Genomic DNA, 24875 nt, shown 5'->3' on the forward strand with positions numbered 1-24875 from the left:
AAAAAAGTGAAGCGAAAACATGGCGGCGTTTTCGCTTCACTTACCTTATAATTAACCGGTTATGCTTATTAGCTATTAAACATATTTACCATGATCCCCCGGAGAAAGGAAACGCCTCCATCCATTGTGTGTGCTTGTTTTACCGCTTTAACAGCTTTCTCGGCGGATGGTCCTTTGTAACGATAGCCTTCTGAAGAAGAGGTGTCTTTCTTTTCTTTTTCTGGCGGAGCCGGTTTACGCTCATTCATATCATTGGTACCTTCCGGTGTCATTTTCAGGTTCAGCGGGCCGGGCTCATCGTCGTTAAAATCGTTGTCCCAGTTATCGTCGTCGCGACTGTATCTGCTGAAAGAATAATTGCGGTACACATCCCGGTCTATTTCGATGTTTTTACCTACCGGTACTTTAATGGTCACCGTAACGCGTTGTCCACGGTAGGTGGAGTGCGGCGGCAGGGAGAAGCCTTCCGGCAGATAAAGAATTGAGTCCTTTTGATTCAGGCGGAAAGCGATATCGTTGGCCAGCTCTTTCGCCTGTTGTACGTTGCGGCCTCTTGAAAAGCGGGATACATCCACGCTGAAGCTGTCGTTCTGGCTTTTCTCCACCCGGATGCGGATATAGTTGATGATAACGGTATCATCGGCAATCAGTAAATGGTCATCAAAGAAGCTGAGGTCTTCTCCTTCGCTTTCAGCCATGATACCTGGTGTTCTTTTCAGGATCAGTTTCCCCTGCGACGGCTGCTGAATGGCCACTGTTTCGGTTTCGGTAGCCGGTCTTCTGAAATCTTTCACCAATGAGGTGGTAATGATGGCGGCAAATGCCAGCCCCAGTAACCACAGGAAGGTTAAGGTATAACCTGCATAGCGGTTTGTTTCTTTTACCCCCGTAAGTTTACGAATGATGAATATCACCAGCGCTACAATGGGAATACCGATCAGTAACCCGATGGCAGGCCATATCAGAAGGCTCTGCACCGGGGAACTGAGAAACAGATCTTTGATGGGGAAAAGGGCCGCGGAAGATATTGCAATGGCGATACCTACCACGATCAGGCAGATCAGCATCACCACAGCAAAGAAATAAAAGAACCCCTTTGTAACAAATACCAGCACTTTGCCCAGGCCAGAGGCCAGGTTTACAAAAAAGCGCTCGATGTCGTTACCTACCTGCTTGCCGCGGCCCTGAGAAAAATTTCGGATATCATCTCCTACATTTTTCACCTGACCTTTCATGTGGCTTAATTCATCCTGGATGGTAGATCTGATGGTGTTGAGATCTATTCTTTCCCCTCTCATTTCCAGCTTCTCCGCGGCCGTGTCGGCAGACGGCGTAGCGATCCAGAGGATAAAGTATACAAGGATACCGGTACCAAAGCCACCGATCGCCAGCAGGGCGAATATGATCCGGAAAATTACCGGGTCTACGTTAAAATAAGCACCCAAACCGCTACACACGCCACTCAACACTTTATTTTCCGGATCGCGGTACAGGCGTTTACGCGGACGGGGAATATAATCATCGTCTGAGCTGCCTTTCTGCTCCTGTTTGGTACCTTCCCCTGCAGCATCTTCAAATTGCTCAGGAGTACCCATGGATGCCTTTATTGCAGTTACATCATCGTCTGTAATGCAATGGGCGCCTTTTTTCAGTAAATCCTGGAATACTTCTGCAATACGGCTTTCAATGTCAGACACAATTTCATCCCCACCCTCCTCTTTCGAAAAGTACTTCTTCAGGCTGCCAAGATACTGGCTCAGTATCTCGTACGCGCTATCCTCGATGGGGATAAGCCGGCCCGACAGGTTTATGTTGATTATCTTTTTCATTTGTCAGTTCATTTAGGTTTTAGGTAAGTCTTCTCTTAAAGAGGTGTACTGTTTTGTGTTAATTGATGTACGGCATTGGCCAGTTCGTTCCAGGTACTTTCCAGCTCCTGATAAAAGGCCTCCCCTTTTTCTGTCATCGAAAAATATTTACGAGGGGGACCTGAGCTGCTTTCTACCCAACGATAAGTGAGTAATTCTGCATTTTTTAATCTTGTTAATAAAGGATAAAGTGTTCCTTCCAGGATATCGAGCTTCGCTTCTTTCATCTTCTCAATGATATCCGACGGGTAAGCTTCTCCTTGCTTAATAATGGACAATATGCAAAACTCCAGCACTCCCTTCCTCATCTGCGATTGTGTGTTATCAATGTTCATGGCAAGTGAGCTTTAATTTTTTCTTAATGGTGGTTTCTGATCAGTTATAGCTATTATTTCAATTGTACGATACAAAAGTAGGGATTATTTACTACTATGCAATACACAATACCATAGAAAGCAAAATAACTTGTTTTAAAGGCTACCTGAAAAAGTAAGTAAATGCACTACCAGTAAGATTTTCCGGAGAAAACAAAAAAAATGGCGAAAATATCAAAAATGATAAGCGGTGCATATACAGGATAAGTGGAAATCAACGATAAAAAGCGATTTTTCTATGTTAAAATGCTTTAACATTATTTTAATGGCTCTGCATCACTATTTATGCTTTCCCTCTATTACATTTGTATCAGCGTAAAATACACATGAAGAAAATTATCGGCATATTCCTTCTGGCACTCATGGTGTCTCAACTGCTTCCTATTAAGGAAGTAGGGAAGCTGCTGTTTAATAATCAGATTGTAGAAGAGCACCCGGTTGATTGTGGCGGAGATCACGTAAAAATTGCAAAAGAGCTGAAGTTCTGTAAGCAGTTTGATGAACTACAGTTTAACCCCTTGCTCATTATTGGCATTTTACAATGTCATTTAATGGAAGATATTCCCAGCAACCCTGCTCAGGAAATACACGCCCCCCCTCCTAATATGCATCTTGCATAATCCGTTTGGCAGTTGTAATAACAACAGCTGATTTTCCTATTCAATTATTTTATTTATTCAATTACTGTCAGGACCACCTGTATCCGCTATTGAGATACGTGTGTTAAGTCCGCAACAGTAGTATTATTCCATCAGGTAGTTTCCACGGTTGCAGCAAATGCTGCTATCCGGAAACGTGATCCCTTAACGGAAAAGCTTATTTTATGAACAAGCAAACATCCTTATTCTCCAATATAAAAGCCGATTTTTCGGCCGGCCTTGTTGTTTTCCTCATTGCGGTGCCACTGTGTCTTGGCATAGCCCTGGCCTCCGGCGCTCCGTTGTTCGCCGGCATGATTTCCGGTATCATCGGTGGCCTGGTGATCGGCTTCCTGAGCGGTTCGCAACTGAGCGTAAGCGGTCCTGCTGCGGGTCTTACTGCGGTAGTACTCGTGGCCATCACCAAACTCGGTGCATTCGACATTTTCCTGATGGCCGTGGTAATCGGCGGCGCACTGCAGCTGATACTGGGCTTGATAAAAGCCGGTACCGTAGCCAACTACTTCCCGTCGAATGTTATCACGGGTATGCTTACGGCTATTGGTATCATTATCATACTAAAACAACTGCCACATGCCTTTGGCTATGACGCCAATTCGGAAGGGGATTTCACCTTTTTCCAGGTAGATGGCGACAATACTTTCAGTGCATTGCTTTCTGCTGTTAATCACATCAGTATAGGCGCTACGCTGATCACCGTTATTTCCATTTTCATTATTCTGTACTGGAGCAAGATCCCGAAGCTCAATGTAGTGCCAGCGCCGTTGGTAGCAGTAATTACCGGTATTTTGCTGAATATGGCATTTTCCGGCAACGAGCTGCTGGCACTGGGATCTAATCACCTGGTATCTTTACCTGTACCCGGCAGCTTCGGCGATTTCATCGGACAATTCACCTTTCCAAATTTCAGCAGCATCAGTAATAAAGATGTATGGATCACCGGCGTTACCATCGCTATTGTGGCCTCTGTGGAAACCTTGCTGAATGTGGAAGCAACCGATAAACTGGATCCGATGAAACGCTACACCTCTCCTAACCGTGAGCTGAAAGCACAGGGTGTTGGTAATATCGTAAGCGGGTTGATTGGTGGTTTGCCTATCACTTCTGTAATTGTACGTTCCAGCGCCAACATCAACGCCGGCGGTAAAACCAAAATGGCCACCATGACGCATGGTGCATTGCTGTTGATTTGTGCGGCACTGATTCCTGCATTACTGAATAAAATTCCGCTGGCTACCCTGGCGGCGGTATTGCTGGTAACCGGTTACAAGCTGTGTAAGATCTCCATCTTTAAGGAGATGTTTAAAAACGGTAAGTACCAGTGGGTGCCATTCGTAGTAACAGTAGTAGCCATTGTATTTACAGATCTGCTGATCGGTATTGCGCTGGGTATGGTAGTGAGTGTACTGGCTATTTTACGCGGTAATATGAAAAGTTCCTACTATTTCCGCAAAGAAAAATACCATAGCGGCGACAGCATCCGCCTGGAACTGGCGCAGGAAGTTTCATTCCTGAATAAAGCCAGTATCCTGCTAACGCTGGATCATATGCCGGAAAATATTACCCTGGTAATAGATGCACACAAAACAGCGTATATAGATTTTGATGTACTGCAAACCATCCGCGAATTCAAAGACATCAAAGCGCCGCAAAAAAATATTAAGGTAATCCTGACAGGTTTTAAAACGGTGTATAATATTCAGAACACGCCCGATCTTACACCAGAAGAGCAGTCGCGGCTCTCGTCGCCGCAGGTACATACCATTTCTTCCGGGAATCATAAAGAGTTGCTGAAGGAATTACAATTAAATTAAAAACCCGGGGCATGCGCCCCAACGCTGATCTGAAACGGAATACCATGCTTTTTTTCCGTTCATTTTTCAACAACAAAAAATGACAATCATGAAAACACTCAATAAAATATCTCAGGCCAATATCACCCCGGCGAAAGCACTGGAATTACTCAAAGCCGGTAATACCCGCTTTGTGGATAATCTCCGGTTAAACAGAAACCTGCTGCAGATGGTAAATGATACCTCCGACGGACAATGGCCTATGGCTGCCATTGTGAGCTGCATGGATTCGCGCACTTCTGCCGAACTGATATTTGACCAGGGACTGGGCGACATTTTTAGCATTCGTTTAGCCGGGGGCGTTATCTCTGACAACGTGCTGGGAAGCCTGGAATATGCCTGCAAAATAGCCGGTTCAAAATTCATCGTGGTATTAGGGCATACCAAGTGTGGTGCCATCAAAGGTGCCTGCGATGCTGTGGAACTGGGTAACCTCACCGGTTTACTGAATAAAATTGCACCCGCTGTATTTGCGGAAAAAACCATACAAACCGAGCGTAACTCCCATAACAGCAAGTTTGTGGAAGCAGTAAACCACCTGCACATTGAACGCTCCGTACAGGCCATTATGGAGCAAAGCAACATTCTCCGGGATATGATCCAGAAAGGAGAAGTAGGCATTATAGGTGCGGTGTATGATGTGGAAACCGGTATTGTGGCCTTTAAAGAGCATACACTGATACTGGAAAATAACAAGTCCGCAGAACCGGCAACAACAGCGGTGGCCGTATAACAACGGCTCTTTTATAGAGGAGAATAAATTTGCTTTTTCATAAAAAAGAGGGAGGCATTAATAACCCGTTTGATCAATTTAATTAAAGGCAATTGATCAAACAGTTATTAAGCGCCTCCTTTTTTTATATATGAACCAGTTTTGCAGCGGCCTGCTCAAGCGTTGCCTCTTTTTTTGCAAAGCAAAAACGGATCACGTGATCATCCTTTCCATCCTGGTAAAATGCAGAAACAGGTATCACCGCCACGCCAAAATCCTTGGTCAGCCTGACCGCAAAATCCTTATCGCCCTCTGCTGAAATCCGGTCGTATTTCATCAGCTGGAAATAGCTTCCCTCACTGGCCAAAGGTGTAAACCTTGATGCTTTCATCAGCTCCAGAAAATAATCTCTTTTTTGCTGGTAAAACGCCGGTAATTCCAGGTAATGCGAAGGCGTTTCCAGGAACTTTGCCAGACCGTATTGCATGGGGGTATTTACAGAAAAGCAAAGGTACTGGTGTACCTTCCGGTACTCTTTCATAAGGTGCTCCGGCGCTACACAATAGCCCATTTTCCAGCCGGTATTATGAAATACTTTCCCAAAGGAAAACGTCACGAAGCTGTTCCGGAAAATAGCCGGGTAACGCAAAATACTATGATGAGTGGCGCCATCAAAAATAAGATGTTCATATACCTCATCCGACAGCACGAGCAGGTTAAACTCCTCCACTAGTTTTTCCAGCTCCTGTATATCATTTTCCTGTAAAATGCTGCCGGTAGGATTATGCGGGGTATTGAGCATAATCATTTTGGTGCGTGGCGTTATTTTGCTGCGCACTTCCCCCCAGTTGATGCGGTAGTCAGGAAACGAAAGCGATATCAGTACCGGCTTTCCGCCATTTACCAATACGTTTGGAATATAACTGTCGTAAGCCGGTTCAAAAATGATCACTTCATCACCCGGATGAATACACGTAGCAATAGCAGTAAAGATGGCATATGTGCCGCCGGGAGTAATCGTAATTTCTGTATCGGGGTTCACTTGTTGCTGATAAAGATGGGCGATTTTACCGGCGATCGCTGTTCTGAGGGGCATCAGTCCCGGCATCGGCGCGTACTGATTATGGCCTTGCTGCATAGCTTCGTTGACCATGGCTTTCAGTTCGTCGCTGCAATCGTAATCCGGAAATCCCTGGGAGAGGTTAATGGCTTTGTGAGTGGCCGCCAGTGAAGACATGACGGTAAATATGGTGGTGCCTACATGGGGCAGTTTTGATATCATTCCGTTTTCTTTTGATCTTGAAATTTAGATATTTAGTGGCAGGCAAGCTGCTTTCCGTTACTAAATATCTAAATTTCAACACCAAAAAAAGGAAAATCTTTACAGGAATTTTTCGCCTTTATTGCGTTTTATCTCCCCTACATATTCTTTTATCTGTTGTTCATTTTCTTTTTTGCAGATGAGTAACACATCGTTTGTGTCAATTACAATGAACTCATCGAGCCCCTGGAGCAATACCAGTTTTTCATTGGGTACTCTCACCATACATTTGGTAGCATCTATCACCACTACGTTTTTGCCCTGTACCGCGTTGCCGAGATAATCTTTTTCCAGGTTCTCGTAGGCAGAAGCCCAGGTGCCAAGGTCGCTCCATCCGAAATTAGACGGGATCACGTACACATTGCTGGCCTTTTCCATGATGCCGTAATCAATAGAGATATTGGTACACTGCGGGTATACTTTTTCTATTGCCTCTTTTTCCTGTGGGGTATTGAGTGCGGGTGTGGCCTGTTCAAACAGCTCGTCTATTTCCGGCAGGTATTGCTTGAATGCTGCCAGTATGGTTTTTACATTCCATACAAAGATGCCGGCATTCCAAAGGAAATCACCACTCTGGATGAAGGTTTTGGCCAGTTCCAGGTTAGGCTTTTCTGTAAAAGTTTTTACCTGGTATACATTGTCGGCTACGTGTTGCGGTTCAAACTGAATATAGCCATAACCGGTGTCGGGCCTGGTGGGTTTGATGCCCAGCGTAAGCAGGGCGCTGTTTTTCTGTACAAACAGCAATGCGTTGAGGCACGCGTTGGTAAATGCCGGACCATCCATAATGAGGTGGTCTGCCGGTGCACAGATAATATTCGCCAGCGGATCCTGTTTATGGATTTTATGGGAAATATAGGCCACACAGGGAGCTGTATTTTTGCGGGAGGGCTCATTTACAATATTGGCAACAGGCAGTTCAGGCAACTGATCACTGACCTTATTGGAATATTGGTGGTGGGTCACCACAAAAATGTTTTCCTTTGGAATGAACTGTGCGAAACGTTCATATGTCCATTGGAGCAGGGTTTTTCCTGTGTTCAGGATATCCAGGAACTGCTTGGGATTGTCTGTGCGGCTGTGGGGCCAAAAGCGGCTGCCTATTCCCCCGGCCATGATGGCCACATAAAAGTGGCTGTTCAGCTGTGTCATTTCTAAATAATTCCTTCTCTGATTAAATCATGTAAGTGAATAATACCCTGGTATCGCTCTCCGTCCATTACCAGCAACTGGGTTATATCATGCTGACGCATCATTTCAAGTGCGTTGATCGCCAGCTGATCCTGCTGGATCATTTTTGGATGAAGCGACATAATATCTTTTGCCGTTACAGCTGCTGTAGGTACATTTTTCTCCAGCATTCTGCGCAGGTCACCATCTGTAATAATTCCCTCAAGTCCTCCGTTTTCATCTACCACGGCGGTTACACCCAGCATTTTTGATGAAATTTCCACAATTACAGCTCTCAGGGAGCTGTTAAGCAGTACCCGGGGCGATTCATGTTGTTTGCTCAGATCCCCCACTTTAAGATACAGCTTCTTTCCAAGAGCTCCACCGGGATGAAATTTTGCAAAGTCTGCTGCCGTAAATCCATGCCATTCTATGAGGCATACTGCTAACGCATCGCCCATTGCCAGTTGGGCAGTGGTGCTGGTAGTGGGTGCCAGGTTATTAGGACAAGCTTCCTGGCTTACCGTGGTGTTAAGTACAAAATCGGCTTCAATTGCCAAAAACGAGTTGGTATTCCCCACCATGGCGACTAATGTGTTGCCAAAATTCTTCACCAGGGGAACGAGTACTTTTATTTCAGCAGAAGTACCGCTTTTGGAGATACACATCACGATATCTTCTTCCCTGATCATTCCCAGATCTCCATGGATAGCGTCTGCTGCATGCATGAAAAGTGCAGGCGTGCCGGTAGAGTTTAAGGTGGCCACAATTTTTTGGGCTATAATGGCACTTTTTCCAATACCGGTTACCACTAGCCGTCCTTCACATTGGGCGATCTTTTCAACAACTTTCTCAAAATCTGCATCTATAAACTGCTGCAAATCATTAATAGCTGATGCCTCCATCGCAATTGTGCGTTTGGCTACCTGTCCTATGTTGATAGTTTGATTCCTTTTCATGGCGATTTACAAATTTATCATTTTTTAGTCAGCACTGGAGCGGTCGAGTAATTTATATTGATACTCCGCGCTTTTTTAAGTAACTTCGTGTCCCCTAAAAAACATATAGATATATTTTGTCATTTGTTAGTTCTTTAGAGTTAAAATTTGAATGCAATGGCTGTTGTTAAGGAACGTTTGATGGATGCATTACGCGAACACTTCGGGTTCGATTCCTTTAAAGGAAACCAGGAAAAAATAATAAATAGCATCCTCTCAGGCAAAGATACTTTTGTGATAATGCCAACCGGTGGAGGTAAATCTCTATGCTACCAGCTTCCCGCACTGATGAGTCCGGGTTGCGCACTTATTGTTTCACCACTTATTGCCCTGATGAAGAACCAGGTAGACCTGGTCAGAGGCTATAGCAGTAAGGACAATGTGGCTCACTTTCTTAACTCCACCTTATCCAAGGCGCAGATAAAGAAAGTGCGGGCCGACCTCACGGCGGGAAAAACAAAGCTGCTGTATGTAGCACCGGAAACGCTCACCAAACAGGAAAACCTGGATTTCTTCCGGGAACTGGAGATTTCCTTTATTGCCGTAGATGAGGCACACTGTATTTCTGAATGGGGACATGATTTCAGACCGGAATACCGCCGTTTGAAAGAGATGATAGACCAGATCAGTGAAAACCTCCCTATCATTGCGCTAACCGCTACTGCTACTCCCAAAGTACAGAGCGATATCGTAAAGAACCTGGCGCTTAATAAAGCCAATATCTTTATATCCTCTTTTAACCGTCCGAACCTGTATTATGAAATCAGGTCAAAACGTAAAAAAGAGCAAACCATAAAGGATATCGTAAAGTTCATCCATCTTCATAAAGGAAAAAGCGGCATCATTTATACGTTGAACCGCAAAACCACAGAAGAACTGGCAGATATGCTGGTAGCCAACGGTGTAAAAGCGGTTGCTTATCATGCCGGCCTGGATCCCAGTACCAGGGCACAGCGCCAGGACATGTTCCTTCACGAAGATACCGAAGTAATAGTGGCCACCATCGCCTTTGGTATGGGGATAGATAAACCGGATGTACGCTTTGTAATCCATTACAATATTCCCAAAAGCCTTGAAAACTACTACCAGGAAACCGGCCGCGCCGGCAGGGATGGCCTGGAAGGACACTGCATCTGCTACTACTCCCATAAGGATGTACAGAAACTGGAGCACCTGATGCGCGATAAATCGCTCAGCGAACGGGAAATGGGCGCACAGCTCATCAACGAAACAGTGGCCTACGCAGAAAGCGCCGTATGCCGCCGCAGGGTAATCCTCCACTACTTCGGAGAACATTATGAAACAGAGAATTGCGGGCAATGCGACAACTGCCGCAATCCCAAAGAAAAGATAGAAGTCAAAAACCGGGTAGTCATTATGCTGAAAGCCATCCGCTCCCTGGAAGAGCGCTTTGGCAGCGAGTACGTGATCAATATCATTACCGGCAAAACAAGTCCGCAGATCAATACCTATCGTCATGATCAGCTGGAAGTGTTTGGAGAAGGAAAAGAATTCGATGCACATTTCTGGAACTCCCTCATGCGTCAGATGATGCTCGAAGGACTGATAGAAAAAGATATAGAGGAATACGGCCTGCTGAAAGTAACAGACAAGGGTACCAAATTCCTCAAAAAACCATATTCCATCATGGTGGCGCTGAATCATCAGTTTGATGAAGATGCCATGGATGATGAAGAAGAAGCAGCCGCAGAAGCCCAAGCTTCTGCAGATCCCGCGCTGGTGGAAATGCTGAAGGAATTGAGAAAGAAAGTAGCAAAGGAAAAGAACCTCCCGCCTTTTGTTATTTTCCTCGAAACTTCCCTGGAAGACATGGCCACCCAGTACCCAACCACTGTTCAGGAGCTGGAAAAAATACAGGGCGTCAGCAAGGGTAAAGCCATCCGTTACGGCAAACAATTCCTGGATGTAATCACCAGGTACGTAGAAGAAAATAATATCACCAAGCCGGACGACTTTGTGATGAAAAGCGTGGTGAATAAAAGCGGGATGAAGGTATTTATTATCCAGAACATCGATAAGAAAATACCGCTGGAAACCATCGCCAAAAATAAGGAGCTCTCCCTCTCCCAACTGCTCGATGAAATGGAAACCATTGTTGCCAGTGGTACCAAGCTAAACATCGACTATTGCCTGGATGAAGAACTGGACGACTATGCCCAGGACGAAATCATGGAGTATTTCAAAGGTTGCGAAACCTCCAGTCTTGCCCTGGCAAGAGAAGAATTGATCGAAAACGACTATACGCTGGAACAGCTGAAACTGATGCGTATTAAATTCCTGGTAGTATACGGTAACTAACCGTGTATTACCAGCATTCAAGCACCACAAGATGAGTATCAGGAAAATACAGGAAACCATTGCCTCCAACAGGGAGAAAGTAATCACGCATCCGTTATACGCCGAACTGAAAACACTGGAAGACATCCGCACGTTTATGCAGTACCATGTATATGCCGTATGGGATTTCATGTCGTTACTCAAAGGACTCCAGCAACAACTTACCTGCGTAAATGTTCCCTGGATACCGGTTGGCAACGCCGCTACCCGTTATCTTATCAACGAAATTGTAACCGGTGAAGAAAGCGACGTGGATAAAGCAGGTAACCGCTGCAGCCATTTTGAACTGTATGAACAGGCCATGCAACAGGCAGGCGCCGACACTGGCAATATAAGGGGCATTATAGCCGATGTAAGAGCCGGTAAGTCTATCCAGAGCATTTTAACAACATCGTCGCTTCCTGAGTCGGTAAAAGGGTTTTTAGGCTTTACTTTTGATGTGATTGCTACCGGCAAAGCACATATTATGGCAGCCGTATTTACTTTTGGCAGGGAAGACCTGATCCCGGACATGTTCCTGGCATTGGTAAAAGACCTTGACCAAAAATTCCCCGGGAAGCTGGATACTTTTATTTACTACCTGGAAAGACATATAGAAGTAGATGGCGATCATCATAGCCAACTGGCCATGCAAATGGTCAACGAACTCTGTGGCGCCGACGAAAATAAATGGAAGGAAGCCGCTCAATATGCCCAACAGTCGCTGCATTGGCGGAATGAGTTGTGGACAGGCATCCTGCGAAAAAAAGTAGTTTTATAAGTTTTTTGAAAAAATATTTTGCAATTCAAAAGATTGTCTTACTTTTGCAATCCCCTCACGAGAGAGGGCAAAAAAAACGGATGGTGCGGTAGCTCAGTTGGTAGAGCAAAGGACTGAAAATCCTTGTGTCGCCGGTTCGATCCCGGCTCACACCACAGAAGAAAAGGTCATCGGAAGATGGCCTTTTTTTATGCCCGGAAGTACCGGCTGGCGTGTGTTTCAAACTTCCTTCTCTTAAGTATGCCCATGCGATCAATATTGCTAACTGTGTAATCCTCCCAAGTCTACACAGACTTGTCTACCACATAGTACAGAAGGCAGGCCACTGCGTTGAACTATACAGCAACAGGAAACTCCCGAAGTTGTTACCGTGAAACGTCCTCCTCTTCCTATAGCCGTTACCGTTAGCAGCTAGGGGAAAGCAGAGACTTTAGTCGTATGTGAGGGCTGCATCTGTGCTGATAGTCCCTGCACGGGTCTTCACCGGCTTCAGATTGATCGGATTGTTGTAGCTGTCAAACCCCTCAATCCATTCAAAATCTTCTCAAAAACACTTCAACCCGCCACGCACGACACTGATAATTAAACGGTTATAACATAAAACCATAGCTTTTTTTCTTTGGATACAACCTTACAATCTGATCTAAGGCCTTATAAATGTCCTATCAGACTATAAAGCATCCATGTACGTTTTGGAGCCATATATTTTATTCCCCCTAGCCGATGTCCTCATAAAGCATTTTTATTTCAATCAAAGCAGCAAACTGCTTTTGAGCGGTGTTGCACATTCACTTGAATTTACCCAACGGCAGTAACAAACTTATGGTAGTGTGACAAAGCCATCTAATTGAATAAAGTTTGGTAAATTAAATATCCGATACATGTTCAGGGTTACTAGCCCCCAGACCATCTAAGTATTATGACATATGTATAATTTTGATTTCCATATATTGGAGCCGGCTGAATTTGAAAAGCTGGTGGCAGATCTTGTAACCGCCAGGGAAAATGCCGCAAAGCGAACCAACTTTGTTGTTATAACTCAAAATGGAGGACCGGATAAAGGAGTTGACTTCAAACTAAATAACGGTAAGATAATAGGACAGGCCAAACGCATAAAGAATGAAAAAGATCTGCTTAAAATCCTGAAAAAAGAAGTCTCCAAGGTAAAAGCCCTGATGCCTGAAAGATATATCCTCATAGTGTCAAATACGCTAAGCTTTCAACAGAGAGACAAAATCAAAGAGCTATTCTCACCTTTTATACAGGAAGATTCTGACCTGCTTGACAAAAGCAACTTAAATAACCTTTTGGAAAAACACAAAGATGTTCTATTAAAGCATAATAAACTTTGGTTGTCAAATACACATATACTTCAGGAAATTATATCTGAAGCGATAAATAAAGCACTCACAAGCCTATCCGAAAAAAATACAATTGCAGAGCTCCAGGAAATTTCCAGGGTGGGAGAATACTTTGTATCAACTTCTCATTTCCCCGAAGGAATGAAGACACTTAGAAAAAAAGGATTTCTGATCATTACAGGCGATCCTGGTATCGGGAAAACCACACTTGCCAGAGCGTTATGTCATTATTTTATGGAAGAGGGCGGATACCATCAATTATTTTACCACCATGGCATTAATCCTCCCCTATACATGCCGGACGTAAAAGAAAAAAGCATCTTTTTTCTGGATGATTTCCTAGGATCAAACACTTACGATAAAGCCAGGATAGAAAACATCAGTTTTTTTGAACAATTTATTGATAAGCTATACGCGGATGGACATTTGTTGATTGTTACAACAAGAGAATATATCTATCAGCAGGAGAAGAAGGTTAATCCCAGGTTCCGCCAGTTGGATACCTTTAAACAGATTATATCACTTAAAGAATATTCAAGAGAAGAAAAATTACAGATTTTATTAAATAATGTTGCCAAGGCAGAGTTGCCTTATCCTGCTGTTCAATCCATGAAAACCTATGCAGATTCTATTATAAACTCTCCCAATTACCAACCTAAGCTCATTGCAGATTTCCTTAAAAGGAGGAACTATACCGTGCCGGATATGAATCAATGGGGTTGGTTTTTGTATCATTATATAATAGTACCTACCAGCTATTGGGAAATCTCTTTCTTAAGCTTGTCGGATGGAGCAAGACTATTTGTCTTATGTTTGTTTATATCCGGCCAACCTGCTTATCACGATTTTCTTTTTGATACGTTCAGATCTATTGCACGATCTCGCCACATATCAAAACCCGGTTATGAAGGAGATGTGTTTCATGAGGTCATTCATGAATTAAAAGATACATTTATCAATATAGATAAAGATACTACTACTAACGAACTTGTATTTTCCTTCACAACAACAGCAACCGTTGATTTCCTGCTTAACTATATCAACGAACACAAATACCTGGCCGAGCCTTTGATTAAAGGTGCCATAACCTTCGACCAGCTGTTTTTTGCATTTACAACAAAGCGAGATGAGTATTTAACAGACGAAGACTCTGGAGAGTGGATCTCCGGAAATAAGATACTGCTAAACCAATCCTTAAAAGAAATATTTATTGAAAAACTAATCACCGAATTCGATACACTGAAAGAGGAAAAAGTTGATAGCGTACATTGGTCAAATGGATCACACCTTATCCAGAAAAGATATAGGGAAATAAACAGAGTGAAATGGTTAAGCCTGTTTGTCGAACTTTTCAATCCTAATACTCACTTTAAAGTTCTTTCGTTTCTGAAAAAAAAAGTCAAGGAAATTTTCTTTTGGGAAGATGATTCTATTTACCTGCACGATGAAGAAAAAAGCTTATTACCAGACCTCATTCTTCAGTTGAGAAACTATTTGACTATTGATATAGAAAAACTGATCAGCAATTACTGCTGGAACGCGAACAGAACAGAAGACTACATCAGCTTCTATAAGCTAAGAAATCTTGCTCCTCTTTTTTTTGATGCCTATGTACAAAAGCATAAGACCAGGTTATATAACAACCTTAAAGATCTTATAGAAAGTGACATCTTCCATTTCAAAGCACTTGTAGAACAGCGCGCCGATTACTACAAATGGATGAACCTTCAAAAGCTGTTCGATGAAACAATATTAAAAACATATAAGTTATATAAGTTAACCCTTTCCAAAAATGCGTGGAGCAACTGGTTAAAACTCGCCGGTATGGCACACCGTGAAATGAAAATAAAAACTTCCCGGAACCTAGTCAAGTCAGTATCAAAAGAGAAAAAAATTGTAGATATAAAAAAAGCGGTGGACAATGTACTACCGTTACCAGAAAAGAAATTATCCCGAGAAGAGCTGCACCAGCAAATTGCAAATATCTATCCCGATAAGATAGATAAAATTATGACCATTCTCGAGGAAAGGAAATATTTGTATAAGATCATTCGCACAGAACTACAGGTTGAACCAATAATAGATTATTGCCTTGAAGCTAAACTCCCGATAAGTAAACAGCAGGCCGGCTTTATAAAGGATTATTGTAGTCACGAGCTACTCCGGCTGTCCTTTTCCGAAAGAGAGTGCACAGATCTGATAGAATTTGTCAACAATAACTCCTCTGAAAACCTCATTTTTTTTAGAAAAAATGATATGTACGAATCTGCCAGAATGCTTGACTTGGACAGGCTGGTCTTTGATAAGATCCTTGAGAGCAGACTCGTCATATTAAATAATACCTACTATAGCTTTATCCTTCCAGAAGTAAAATATTTTTTTCAGGCACTATCTTTTGTTTATGGGCCCGATAAAATCACTCACTACAAATCTTATACTTATAATCCTGACGATGAACTGGGTAACCTGCTTCCTTACATAAACAGAATTGATCAAAAAAATTTCTTAACACATTTCGTATTACCCAGGCTTACCAATTTCTATAATGCTGTAAACAGAAAAGATCATAAAAAACTGATAATCAGGTATTTGAAATATTTCGGGGCGAAACTGGAATATAAAGTCTTTAGAAAAGGAACTAAATGTACCATTACTGTTACACAGAACTATGAAATAAGCTTATTGTTAGAGTTCTTAAACTTTTGGATAGGTGAAGAGTTATTCAAACGATTTCCTTTTCATTCATCTTTTGTAATGAGCGAACAGAATAAACTAAATTGCAATAACCTGATCAATCATCTAAATAAAACCCAGTCTTCGGATCAGACAATTAAGATGGATGCTATTACAGATGAAATGTTTTGGGAATTTGTTCTATTAACAGATTGGGCTCAGACAATAAAAGAGGAAATACCGGCTGTTAAACAGCAGATAACCAGGTTACAGCAAATACTCGAAAAATACAAAACAGGGGAGCATACAAGACCCCTCTAACTAAGGAGTCTATCATCTAAAAATATACAGAAAGAACAACTAGTCTACCAAAACCATTAAGTCCAAACCTTTAAAGCATTACACAACACTTCAAAATCTCCCAAATACTTCGACATCTCCCCGCTCCTTTCCACAGAAGAAAAGGTCATCGGAAGATGGCCTTTTTTTATGCCCGGAAGTACCGTGATCCCGAAAAGTGTCTTTCCCTATTAACACACTTGATAGTTTCCTCAACCATAGTTTTTGTTACTTTTCCGAAAAAATGAAATCCTTATTGCCACTGTTTGCACTGACAATACTCCCTGCCACCCTTGCCGCACAAAAAACAGATTTCAAAGTAAACGCCAGCGCCAATATTAGTGTGCTCCCAGCCTTTAACAACCAAATCATTATCGTGAATGGTTTTATCGTTCCGGGCGCAATAAGCGTGGCCAACGCAGCCAATCCTCCGATGACCACCTCCTCTACTTCTTCCACCAAATCTCAAATCGGTTTTAATGTTGAGGTGGAAGCCGGAAAAAAACTGTCAGACAGGTGGAAGATTTCATTGTCGCTGGGAATAAATCAGATCCGATTTGATTACGATACCCACATTTATCAATCGGTTCTTTATAAAAATGATTTTGATCTGAGTGAGTTAACAACCAAATATGGCGATTCAAAGTTCACCTACCTTAGCTCACGGCCATTCAATGTTTCTCTCACATTTAACAGATTCGCCCTGCAGGCCGGACCTATTATCAGTTACCTGATTGGCAAAAAATACTCAAACTATGTACTTGTTTCCAACACCGGTACCGGGGAAGCCATCGGCGCCTTTTTTGAAAGCAAAGGAGATATCCAAAAATTCCTCTACGGCGCGCACCTGAATGCCCGCATAGGCGTCGCAAAAAATCTGGAGATTATGCTGGGGGGGCAGTACTTTTTAAACTCCCTCTACAAAAAAGAAGTTACCTACAAACCAATATATGATAAAAGTAAAGCGCTTCAGTTTCAGTTGGGTTTGAGTTACAATTTTGCCGCTGTTATCAGGTAATTCTCTCTTCAATGCGCCACTTTAATATACCCCCACCCTTCTTTCTGCTTGGTGATAATCTCATAAATAGCATCCGGTACTATTTCAACACCCGGAATTAATTCACTGGCGTCTTTATTATTCCGCTTCATGGTGATACCACATACTTTTACCGCTACTTTTTTATTGTTCAGTAGTTCTGTGAGGGCGGGTGATATTTTCGATTTATCCTTCAATACCATATCTAACGCCTCCCCATAAACAGCTACTTCCAACTGCGCATCCGGGCTGCTTTTCAGGATGCTATTCACCTGCCTCATCAGCGTGTTATGATCCTCCACTGCTTTACTGGTAATATCGAATACGACCTTGTAATCTGACTGGGCACAACATGCAAGATATCCCAGCAAGCACGCAACAAGTACGAACAGTTTTTTCATGATCATATTTTTATTTGAAATGATAAAATTTGATGTGCCATTGCTCTTTATGCCGGGCAATAGGGCCAAAAGGGCCATACTTATGTTGTTCCTCAGAAAACGTATCGCTGAATGGACCAAAAGGATAATCTGCCGGCTTCGTGCCTGCTACCGGCCAATCCTCCGGGAAATTCTTAAAAGGACGAGGCTGGGAATTTACAAAGGCCGCCACATCCCACGCCTCACTATCTGTTAATTGGGTTTTATTATAATCGGCGCCAAACGGCATATTGTTTTTTACATATCCCGCAAATCTTGATATCCTGTATAAGCCGGCCGCCGTATTATAGGCCTTGTCTCCCCACAAGGGCGGATACTCGTACTCAACATCACCTGCTGATAGTTTCCCCGCACCATTTTCTCCATGACATTTACTGCATTTATACACATATATCAATCTCCCCTTTGCTGTATCAGCGCTTCTTTCAAGGTAGGTTACTTCTTTAATTCCGCTGCCGGGAGGTTTATAATCTTTCGGGACATCTTTCCCAAGCCATTGTATATATGCCACTATAGCCCTGAGTTCGCGGCTGCTGCTGTCGAGCGCCTGACCATTAAGACTCCGGATCAGGCAATCATTCACCCTTTTTTCAACCGATTCAACAGTGCCGCTTCTCTCCCTGAATTTGGGGTAGGTGGAGGCTGTACCGCCATAATTATTTCCCCATCGTTTGGTTCCTGCCTCCAGGTGGCAATTCTGGCAGTTCATACCATTACTGATGGTCGCTACTCTTCCCTTAGGTCCCAGGTATACGGAAGTATGCGCAATAAGGTCCCGGCCGTACCGGATCATTTCACCGGCCGGGGTGTGCGGAATGGTACCCGTATCAGGGGCCATCCATAAAACCACTGTTGACTTTTTCGCGTGCTTCGCCTGGTTGTTAAAAAACATTTTAACAACCACGAAAAGCAATCCGAGCACCAACACACTCCACAACACCCGGAAAGAAATCTGTTTCATCCCGCAAAACAGTAGCCGCAATTCCGCTCCTGGGCACGGCCTACAGCCCATACACCGGAAGGCACCAATTGTATTCCCGGTAAAATTCCTTCTATCCATTCTTTCTTTACTGCAGCGGCATCGAGCGACATACCCTGCGCTGCCACAGCACTATATACCGTTATCGCCATGTTACATACACAGAATAGTACGCCACTGGCCTGTAGCTCATTGATGCCGATGGCTACTTCCCCAATACCCGGCACTTTAAAATCTCCCGGTTTAGGCTCCCAGAAAGGATTTCTGACAGACGGCGCTTTGGTGGCAGGATCGTCTGCCTTGAACATTTCTCCGAATTTATATTTCTCCCATAGCTCACTCTTCATGGCATATGGTATAGCATCGTGGCGCAATACCACTACCACACAACACTCTTTTTCAGGTGTGCCGGTTGCTGCATTGGTCAGCAAAAACACTTTGGGCCAGGCAAAAGGTAATATGTCGTGCGGACGAACTACATCCAGCACCATTTTGTGTTTACCTTTAATTTTATTCACCCATGCTTCAGCGTCATCGGGGTTTTTATTCGCCTTTTCAGGAGTGAGCGCGTGCAGATCTAAAGGCACAAAGGACGGCATAGTAAGTATTGTCGCTCCTGCGATCATCTTGCCGAGAAAATCCCGGCGGTTAGTTGCTTCGTTTTCAGAATAACTCATATGATTGCTATTTTGGTGAATGCAATTTTTACCCCTGGCTGCTGCGATCAGCAATGCCAGGCCGTTAATAAAACAGCGTTAAAGAAAAGCGGGAATTTCAAGGAGACAGTCAAAAAATCAGGAGCGCATTTTCGACATCATTAGTGTGCGGTCAACCAACCTTATCATTGGTTCATTATCGCACGAGGAATTACAGGTAGTGCTAAGTTAGGAAAATAACAAGGGGAGCTATCGGATAAAAGTGACAAAATTTAAATGCCTAATGCCAGTTCAAGGCTACTGCGGCCCCCCGGGTATTCATGCGGCAAACATCCAGCGAAATGCCGGAACTCATTTATAAAATGAGTTTGATCACTATACCCAAAGCGGTCCGCCAACAAACACCAATGAAATTTTTTTTCTTTTTCTATATATTCAATCGTTCTCCGGAAACGCACAATACGACAGAATGTTTTTAGATGAAGGCCCGTTTGTTCCAGGAAATTTCTTTCCAGGGTACGTTTGGTTAGATAAACGCCCGATTCCAACTGCCGTATCGTAATATTCCCATCTGTAGCATAAATAAGCCGTATCGCCTCTGCCAGGTCTGCCGAGTGCCTTCTTTCGTTTAATAACTGGCGGATAAGAAATGCCTCCAGCGTAGCTACCTGTTGTTCTCGGCTGTTGCTCTTCCTTAGCTCCTCTCCCAGTTCACGCATTCGGCAACCTATAACAACCGACAGGTCTGCGCTTTTATTTGTAAAATTTGTTGCCGGAATACGGAAGAATTTAAACCAGCTGCCTGGTTTAAGATTGACCACCAGGTTTTTCATTCCGGTATAAATGCACCGCTCACAAACAGTATCATTAGGGCCAGTAATGCTATCTGATGCTACATATTCCTTATTGGTAACATCATAAACCCTATCCGGCGGGCCCAGATTAAATGCAAGATGCTGAATAAGGTATGGTAGTAAAATCATCCTCCTGCCGCCCTGGTCCTGGAAATCGCTTTCCACGATCAGGTAAGAAAGTATATGATCCTGTAACATGGGATGAGGCCGGAAAGATTGCACCTTGAACATATTCAACCGCTTTATAGGTATCGAAAATCCGGAATATAAACCTGCTTTGAATTAACAACAGTGTCTGAAACCAAACCAGATACAATCCCAGGGGATAAATCTTTTCCTTCAATCGTCCACTTAGTGGCTATTCGGCTTGTAAATATTTATGCGTGGAGCTGACGCTGGTACAAAGCTCGCAAATCCCTCACAAATTACGTCAATATTTCTCCCTGCCTTCCCCTGCCTAAAAGTGGGAAATCACAACCCGGCACCTGGTTTACCTACCCCACAGATGGCCATAGCTCCGCTTCCGCCGGTAACCCACCGGTCATCATTAACAAAAAAGACAGGCGATACCCGGCGCGGGACTTACCGGAGCGCGGTCCCTCACGGCTGTAGCTACCAGGATCGGTTTTTTTTCTCCAGAACCTTCAGCATTACGTCCTTTACCTCTGCCGTTCTTTCACTGATCCGCAATAATGATTGCGTTACCAGCCGGTCAAACAAATAGACGGTTCCATTTACCACCTGCTGCTCAAAAAGTGCCAGGTCACTTTCACTAACCACCTGCTTACTCAGCATACTGCAATGCAGCACGAGGTAATGCACTTCGAAGCCAGACCGGTTGAAATAGTCCAGTAAACACTCTATACTCCACCTCGTATTACCAAACGAAAGATTCAGGGTAATAACAAAAGAAGTATCTGATGCGGCATGCCGTTCGATAAGCGTTTTTATCCGCGTCAGGTACGCTTCCGATACGTAGTACCGGCTCGAGATAACGATGAATTGCTCTCTTTCAAAATAACCTGTTTGAATCGGCTGCTTAAACGGGAAGAACCTGGTCCTCTCAAAGATTTGCTGTGCTGTTTTTCTTTTGCCTGCATGTGGGTACCCTACAATAACAAACAATTTCCGGGGGTTAAAATTCATCTCCAAAAAAGCAAAAAAAATAGCAGAAAACTGTTAATCAATTCTAAACAACTCATTTTCTATATCAGGGTGCTATCACACTTTTTCGGCGAGCACTGCAATCAGCTGGGCACAGGGAAAAAACAACAACTGCGCCAGCAGCGTTCCGGCAATCCGGGCCAGCACCATATTTGAAATATATTTCCTGAATGAACTCTCCGTAATTTTTCCGAGTACCACATCGTCAGTAAGAATAGATAAATGCGGGTCTATAAACAACGCCATTAATACGGTGGCGCCTCCATTTATAACCCCCGAAAGGTTACTCGCAGTAGTTCTGTACTCAGGATTCAGATAAGCTGCATATACACAAGACAATACTGCAATGGTAATAATCGCGGTAGCCAAAAGATTATACAAAAAAATACGCCAGGGAAAGCTTCCCTGATCGGCTAACGTAGCCAGATGTTCCCTGGATGGCATTTTCAGGTTTTCTTTCATAAACTGCATTCCGGCACCGGAAAGCCCCAGGTAAAATAACCGCGGGATAGATTTGTGCACACTGAAATGCATCACTGCCCGTGATAACAACCGCTGAAAAGTTGGGATCAGCAAGGCGCCCAACACAGATCCAATGGTACAGGATAAAATAATATACCGGAAAACAGCCACATTAGAGGCTACGTGCACCTTCAGATCCTGTTCTACCGTTTTAGCCAACAAGGGCGCCTGTAGCGTATTTGCTGTACGGGACAACAATACCAGTATATTAAACAGGGAAAAAGTGATCGCAATTCTACCTGTTCTTACCCCCACAATTCTTACCGCATAAGAAAGTGTAGTAATCAGGTTGATCAGCAAAGTCAGGATGAGTACAATGGTAATCTGGGTTGTCATTTTAGCAGCAGTTAAACCGTTACTAAAATAATCATTATTCCGTTCTGAGGCTCTTTACCGGGTTCGTAACCGCCAGCCGCCTGGTCATGGCAGCAATAACAGATCCTACCAGCAGCATGAGCAATAACCCCACCAATAAAAAAGGCCATATGCCAATATCTATCCGGTAGGCATAATCCATTAACCAACTGTGCAAAATATACCAGGCTAACGGCCACGCCACCACGTTGGAAACAACAATGATCCAGGAAAATTCTTTCACAAACAGCGTGATAATATTGAACACAGAAGCTCCTAATATTTTCCTGATACCCATTTCCTTATTTCTCCTGGCTATACTTAAGGTAACGATCCCAAGGATGCCCAGGAATACAATCATAAGCGCCACAATAGTGGCCATCTTCGCCGCCTTCTGCATCTGGGTTTCTGTTTCATATAACTGCGCAAGACTATCGTCCAGGAATTTAAAATCGAAAGGCGTGTCCGGGAAAATCTGCGTCCATTTACGCTGCAATGAGGCTATCTGCCTGGAAGTATTACCGGGATTGAGCCGGAAAGAAATATAACGATAGATATTAAATGTTTGCACCGGCATAAAACAAATCGGACGAATAGCGTCGCGCAATGTACCGAAATGAAAGTCATGGGTAACGCCACCCACATACACCGGCTGCCTGAAATTATATACCCGTAACGGTTTATTGATGGCTTCCTCTGCATTTTTCCACCCGAGTGCACGTACAGCGGCCTCATTAATAACAATCCTTGAAGAATCTGCCGGGGAACCGGAAAAAAAAGCACCAGCCTTCATTTTTATATCATAAATACTGGTAAATCTTTCATCTGATAAAATAGAGGTCGTCGAAACAGCAGTACTGGAATCATTCTCCGGCTTATATAGCATGGAAGCCCCATTACTCCATCCGTCAGGTATTTCATAAGCAAAAGAGGCATCTTTTATTTCCGGCATAGCCCTGAATTCATCTCTCATCCCCTTCATATGCGCTACGCCCGAAGCTGTCCAGTCACGCGGCACCGGCACGGTAATCACCCGCTCTTTGTTAAATCCAAGATCTGTATTAAAGAAAAAAGATACCTGCCTGTCTATTACGATAGCTGCGACAAATACAACGATGGCCGTTACAAATTGTACGGTGATCAGAACCCGCCGGAACAACAATTTCTCTTCTACATTTTTTAGTTTTCCCCGTAATGCTGTTACCGACGGTTGGGCAGATAAAACAAACGCCGGGTACATCCCCGCCAGCAATCCTGTAAACAGGATAATAACAACCGGCAACAATGCAAACCAGGCAGGAAACGACGCCAGTCCGATAATTTCTTTACCCGTTACCTGCGCGAATACCGGTCTTAACAAAACATACATCAGCAATGACACCGCAAAAGAAAAAGTAACGGTCAGCACCGATTCCGTTATAAACTGCAATACCAACTGCTTCTTTTTACCGCCCATTGCTTTTCTGACACCAATTTCCTTTAATCGTGTCAGAGAATTACCAATAGAAATGTTGACAAAATTTATAATGGCCATTATAAGAATGAATACCGCCACAAATGAAAATATGGCAATCATCCTGCCGGCCAAACCATTATACATACTGATATAACAATCCCTTAATGCAACCGGGTATACCTCCAGCGTTTTTTGTATTTCAGGAGATGTATTTGTTTTTAACAACGTAGCCAGCGGTACTTTTAACTGGGCTGGCTTTACACCTGGTTTTAACAACACATACCCGACAATATTGGGGCTTTGCCAGCTGGTAAACCCAAATTCACGTCCAAAATAACGGATACTGGCCGGCGCCAGGAATATTTCGTTACCGGGCTTATAGTAATTGGTGATTGTATTAAAAGGCAGGTCTTTTATCACCGCCGTTATTTCAAAGTCTTCGTTTCTGCCATCAAACGATTGGATCTTCAACAACTTCCCAACCACATCTGTTTTTCCAAAATACAGTTTCGCTTTTTTCTCTGTTATTACAACAGCGTTCGGCTTCGCCAGCGCTGTGCGCGGATCACCAAAGGCGACTGGGAAATTAAATATATCAAACATCGTGGAATCTCCGGGATGCATTCCTTCCCGGTAACGTTTGTCGCCCACAGAAACAATAGAGGTAATACCATCATGACTATATGCCTTTTCAACAAGCGAAGGATAGTTGTCCTGTAATGCTTTTGTTAGTGGTCCTAACGTTGCAAACTCTACCCCTGTTTCAGGGTTTGCCCATTTACTCTTCAATTGAAAAATGCGGTCATTGTTTTTTACAAAACGGTTTACCTGTAGTTCACCCCAGGCATATGCTCCTATCATTAACACAAAGGTGATTCCTATAGACAGTCCCCAGATGTTCACAACAGCAAAGAAGCGATGCTTCAACATATTTCTCCAGGCAACAAGAAAATAGTTCTTTATCATAT

Annotated in this window: 19 protein-coding genes and 1 tRNA gene; 8 read left to right on the top strand and 12 right to left on the bottom strand. The window is 43.5% G+C overall.

What is annotated here, in order from left to right:
- Positions 1–68: 68 nt before the first annotated feature.
- Both KE626_RS00805 and KE626_RS00810 read right to left on the bottom strand, forming a co-directional pair.
- Complete coding sequence (locus tag KE626_RS00805) at positions 69–1829, bottom strand: PspC domain-containing protein (protein WP_211970911.1); 1761 nt, start codon at positions 1827–1829, stop codon at positions 69–71.
- A gap of 35 nt (positions 1830–1864) precedes the next feature.
- The gene (locus KE626_RS00810) at positions 1865–2203 is read right to left on the bottom strand and encodes a PadR family transcriptional regulator (protein ID WP_211970913.1); all 339 of its coding nucleotides are present in this window, start codon (positions 2201–2203) and stop codon (positions 1865–1867) included.
- Between the two features lie 365 nt (positions 2204–2568).
- Here KE626_RS00810 and KE626_RS00815 point away from each other — a divergent pair, with 365 nt between their 5' ends.
- The 3 genes from KE626_RS00815 (at position 2569) to KE626_RS00825 (ending at position 5487) form a co-directional block, all read left to right on the top strand.
- Entirely contained in the window at positions 2569–2862 is a 294-nt protein-coding gene (locus tag KE626_RS00815) for a hypothetical protein (protein WP_211970915.1), read from the top strand.
- A 203-nt stretch (positions 2863–3065) separates the two neighbouring features.
- The gene (locus KE626_RS00820) at positions 3066–4715 is read left to right on the top strand and encodes a SulP family inorganic anion transporter (RefSeq protein ID WP_211970917.1); all 1650 of its coding nucleotides are present in this window, start codon (positions 3066–3068) and stop codon (positions 4713–4715) included.
- A gap of 88 nt (positions 4716–4803) precedes the next feature.
- Entirely contained in the window at positions 4804–5487 is a 684-nt protein-coding gene (locus KE626_RS00825; protein ID WP_211970919.1) for a carbonic anhydrase family protein, read from the top strand.
- A 124-nt stretch (positions 5488–5611) separates the two neighbouring features.
- Here the strand turns inward: KE626_RS00825 and KE626_RS00830 are convergent, their stop codons facing one another.
- The 3 genes from KE626_RS00830 to KE626_RS00840 form a co-directional block, all read right to left on the bottom strand.
- On the bottom strand, positions 5612–6748 hold the full coding sequence (locus tag KE626_RS00830; protein ID WP_211970921.1) for a methionine aminotransferase: 1137 nt from the start codon (positions 6746–6748) through the stop codon (positions 5612–5614).
- Between the two features lie 99 nt (positions 6749–6847).
- Positions 6848–7939, bottom strand: a complete 1092-nt coding sequence (locus KE626_RS00835; protein ID WP_211970923.1) for a mannose-1-phosphate guanylyltransferase — start codon at positions 7937–7939, stop codon at positions 6848–6850.
- 2 nt (positions 7940–7941) lie between these two features.
- Entirely contained in the window at positions 7942–8916 is a 975-nt protein-coding gene (locus tag KE626_RS00840) for a KpsF/GutQ family sugar-phosphate isomerase (RefSeq protein WP_211970925.1), read from the bottom strand.
- A 156-nt stretch (positions 8917–9072) separates the two neighbouring features.
- On the opposite strand from KE626_RS00840, the gene recQ reads away from it, so the two are divergent.
- From recQ to KE626_RS00865, 5 genes are all read left to right on the top strand, one after another.
- The gene (gene recQ / locus KE626_RS00845; RefSeq protein WP_211970927.1) at positions 9073–11274 is read left to right on the top strand and encodes a DNA helicase RecQ; all 2202 of its coding nucleotides are present in this window, start codon (positions 9073–9075) and stop codon (positions 11272–11274) included.
- A 31-nt stretch (positions 11275–11305) separates the two neighbouring features.
- Positions 11306–12073 (top strand): DUF3050 domain-containing protein, encoded by a 768-nt coding sequence (locus KE626_RS00850; protein WP_211970929.1) that lies wholly within the window; start codon positions 11306–11308, stop codon positions 12071–12073.
- Between the two features lie 82 nt (positions 12074–12155).
- Positions 12156–12228: transfer RNA gene (locus KE626_RS00855), tRNA-Phe, on the top strand.
- Positions 12229–12999: 771 nt separating this feature from the next.
- A complete protein-coding gene (locus KE626_RS00860) occupies positions 13000–16428 on the top strand; it encodes an nSTAND3 domain-containing NTPase (RefSeq protein WP_211970931.1) in 3429 nt (1142 codons plus the stop codon).
- Positions 16429–16690: 262 nt separating this feature from the next.
- Positions 16691–17464, top strand: a complete 774-nt coding sequence (locus KE626_RS00865; RefSeq protein ID WP_211970933.1) for an outer membrane beta-barrel protein — start codon at positions 16691–16693, stop codon at positions 17462–17464.
- A gap of 8 nt (positions 17465–17472) precedes the next feature.
- Here the strand turns inward: KE626_RS00865 and KE626_RS00870 are convergent, their stop codons facing one another.
- From KE626_RS00870 to KE626_RS00900, 7 genes are all read right to left on the bottom strand, one after another.
- A complete protein-coding gene (locus KE626_RS00870; protein WP_249207180.1) occupies positions 17473–17883 on the bottom strand; it encodes a DsrE family protein in 411 nt (136 codons plus the stop codon).
- 10 nt (positions 17884–17893) lie between these two features.
- Positions 17894–18883 carry a c-type cytochrome gene (locus tag KE626_RS00875; protein ID WP_249207181.1) on the bottom strand — a complete coding sequence of 330 codons (990 nt, stop codon included), beginning with the start codon at positions 18881–18883 and terminating at the stop codon, positions 17894–17896.
- Entirely contained in the window at positions 18880–19578 is a 699-nt protein-coding gene (locus KE626_RS00880) for a hypothetical protein (protein WP_211970937.1), read from the bottom strand. The genes KE626_RS00875 and KE626_RS00880 overlap by 4 nt, the downstream gene beginning before the upstream one ends.
- Positions 19579–19829: 251 nt before the next feature.
- On the bottom strand, positions 19830–20642 hold the full coding sequence (locus tag KE626_RS00885) for a helix-turn-helix domain-containing protein (RefSeq protein WP_211970939.1): 813 nt from the start codon (positions 20640–20642) through the stop codon (positions 19830–19832).
- A gap of 381 nt (positions 20643–21023) precedes the next feature.
- On the bottom strand, positions 21024–21536 hold the full coding sequence (locus KE626_RS00890; RefSeq protein ID WP_211970941.1) for a hypothetical protein: 513 nt from the start codon (positions 21534–21536) through the stop codon (positions 21024–21026).
- A 96-nt stretch (positions 21537–21632) separates the two neighbouring features.
- Entirely contained in the window at positions 21633–22433 is an 801-nt protein-coding gene (locus KE626_RS00895; RefSeq protein WP_211970942.1) for a lipid II flippase Amj family protein, read from the bottom strand.
- A 34-nt stretch (positions 22434–22467) separates the two neighbouring features.
- Positions 22468–24873, bottom strand: coding sequence for an ABC transporter permease (locus tag KE626_RS00900; RefSeq protein WP_211970944.1), 2406 nt, complete (start codon positions 24871–24873; stop codon positions 22468–22470).
- Between the last annotated feature and the right edge of the window lie 2 nt (positions 24874–24875).

This window comes from Chitinophaga hostae (assembly GCF_018224885.1).
Taxonomy (GTDB): domain Bacteria; phylum Bacteroidota; class Bacteroidia; order Chitinophagales; family Chitinophagaceae; genus Chitinophaga; species Chitinophaga hostae.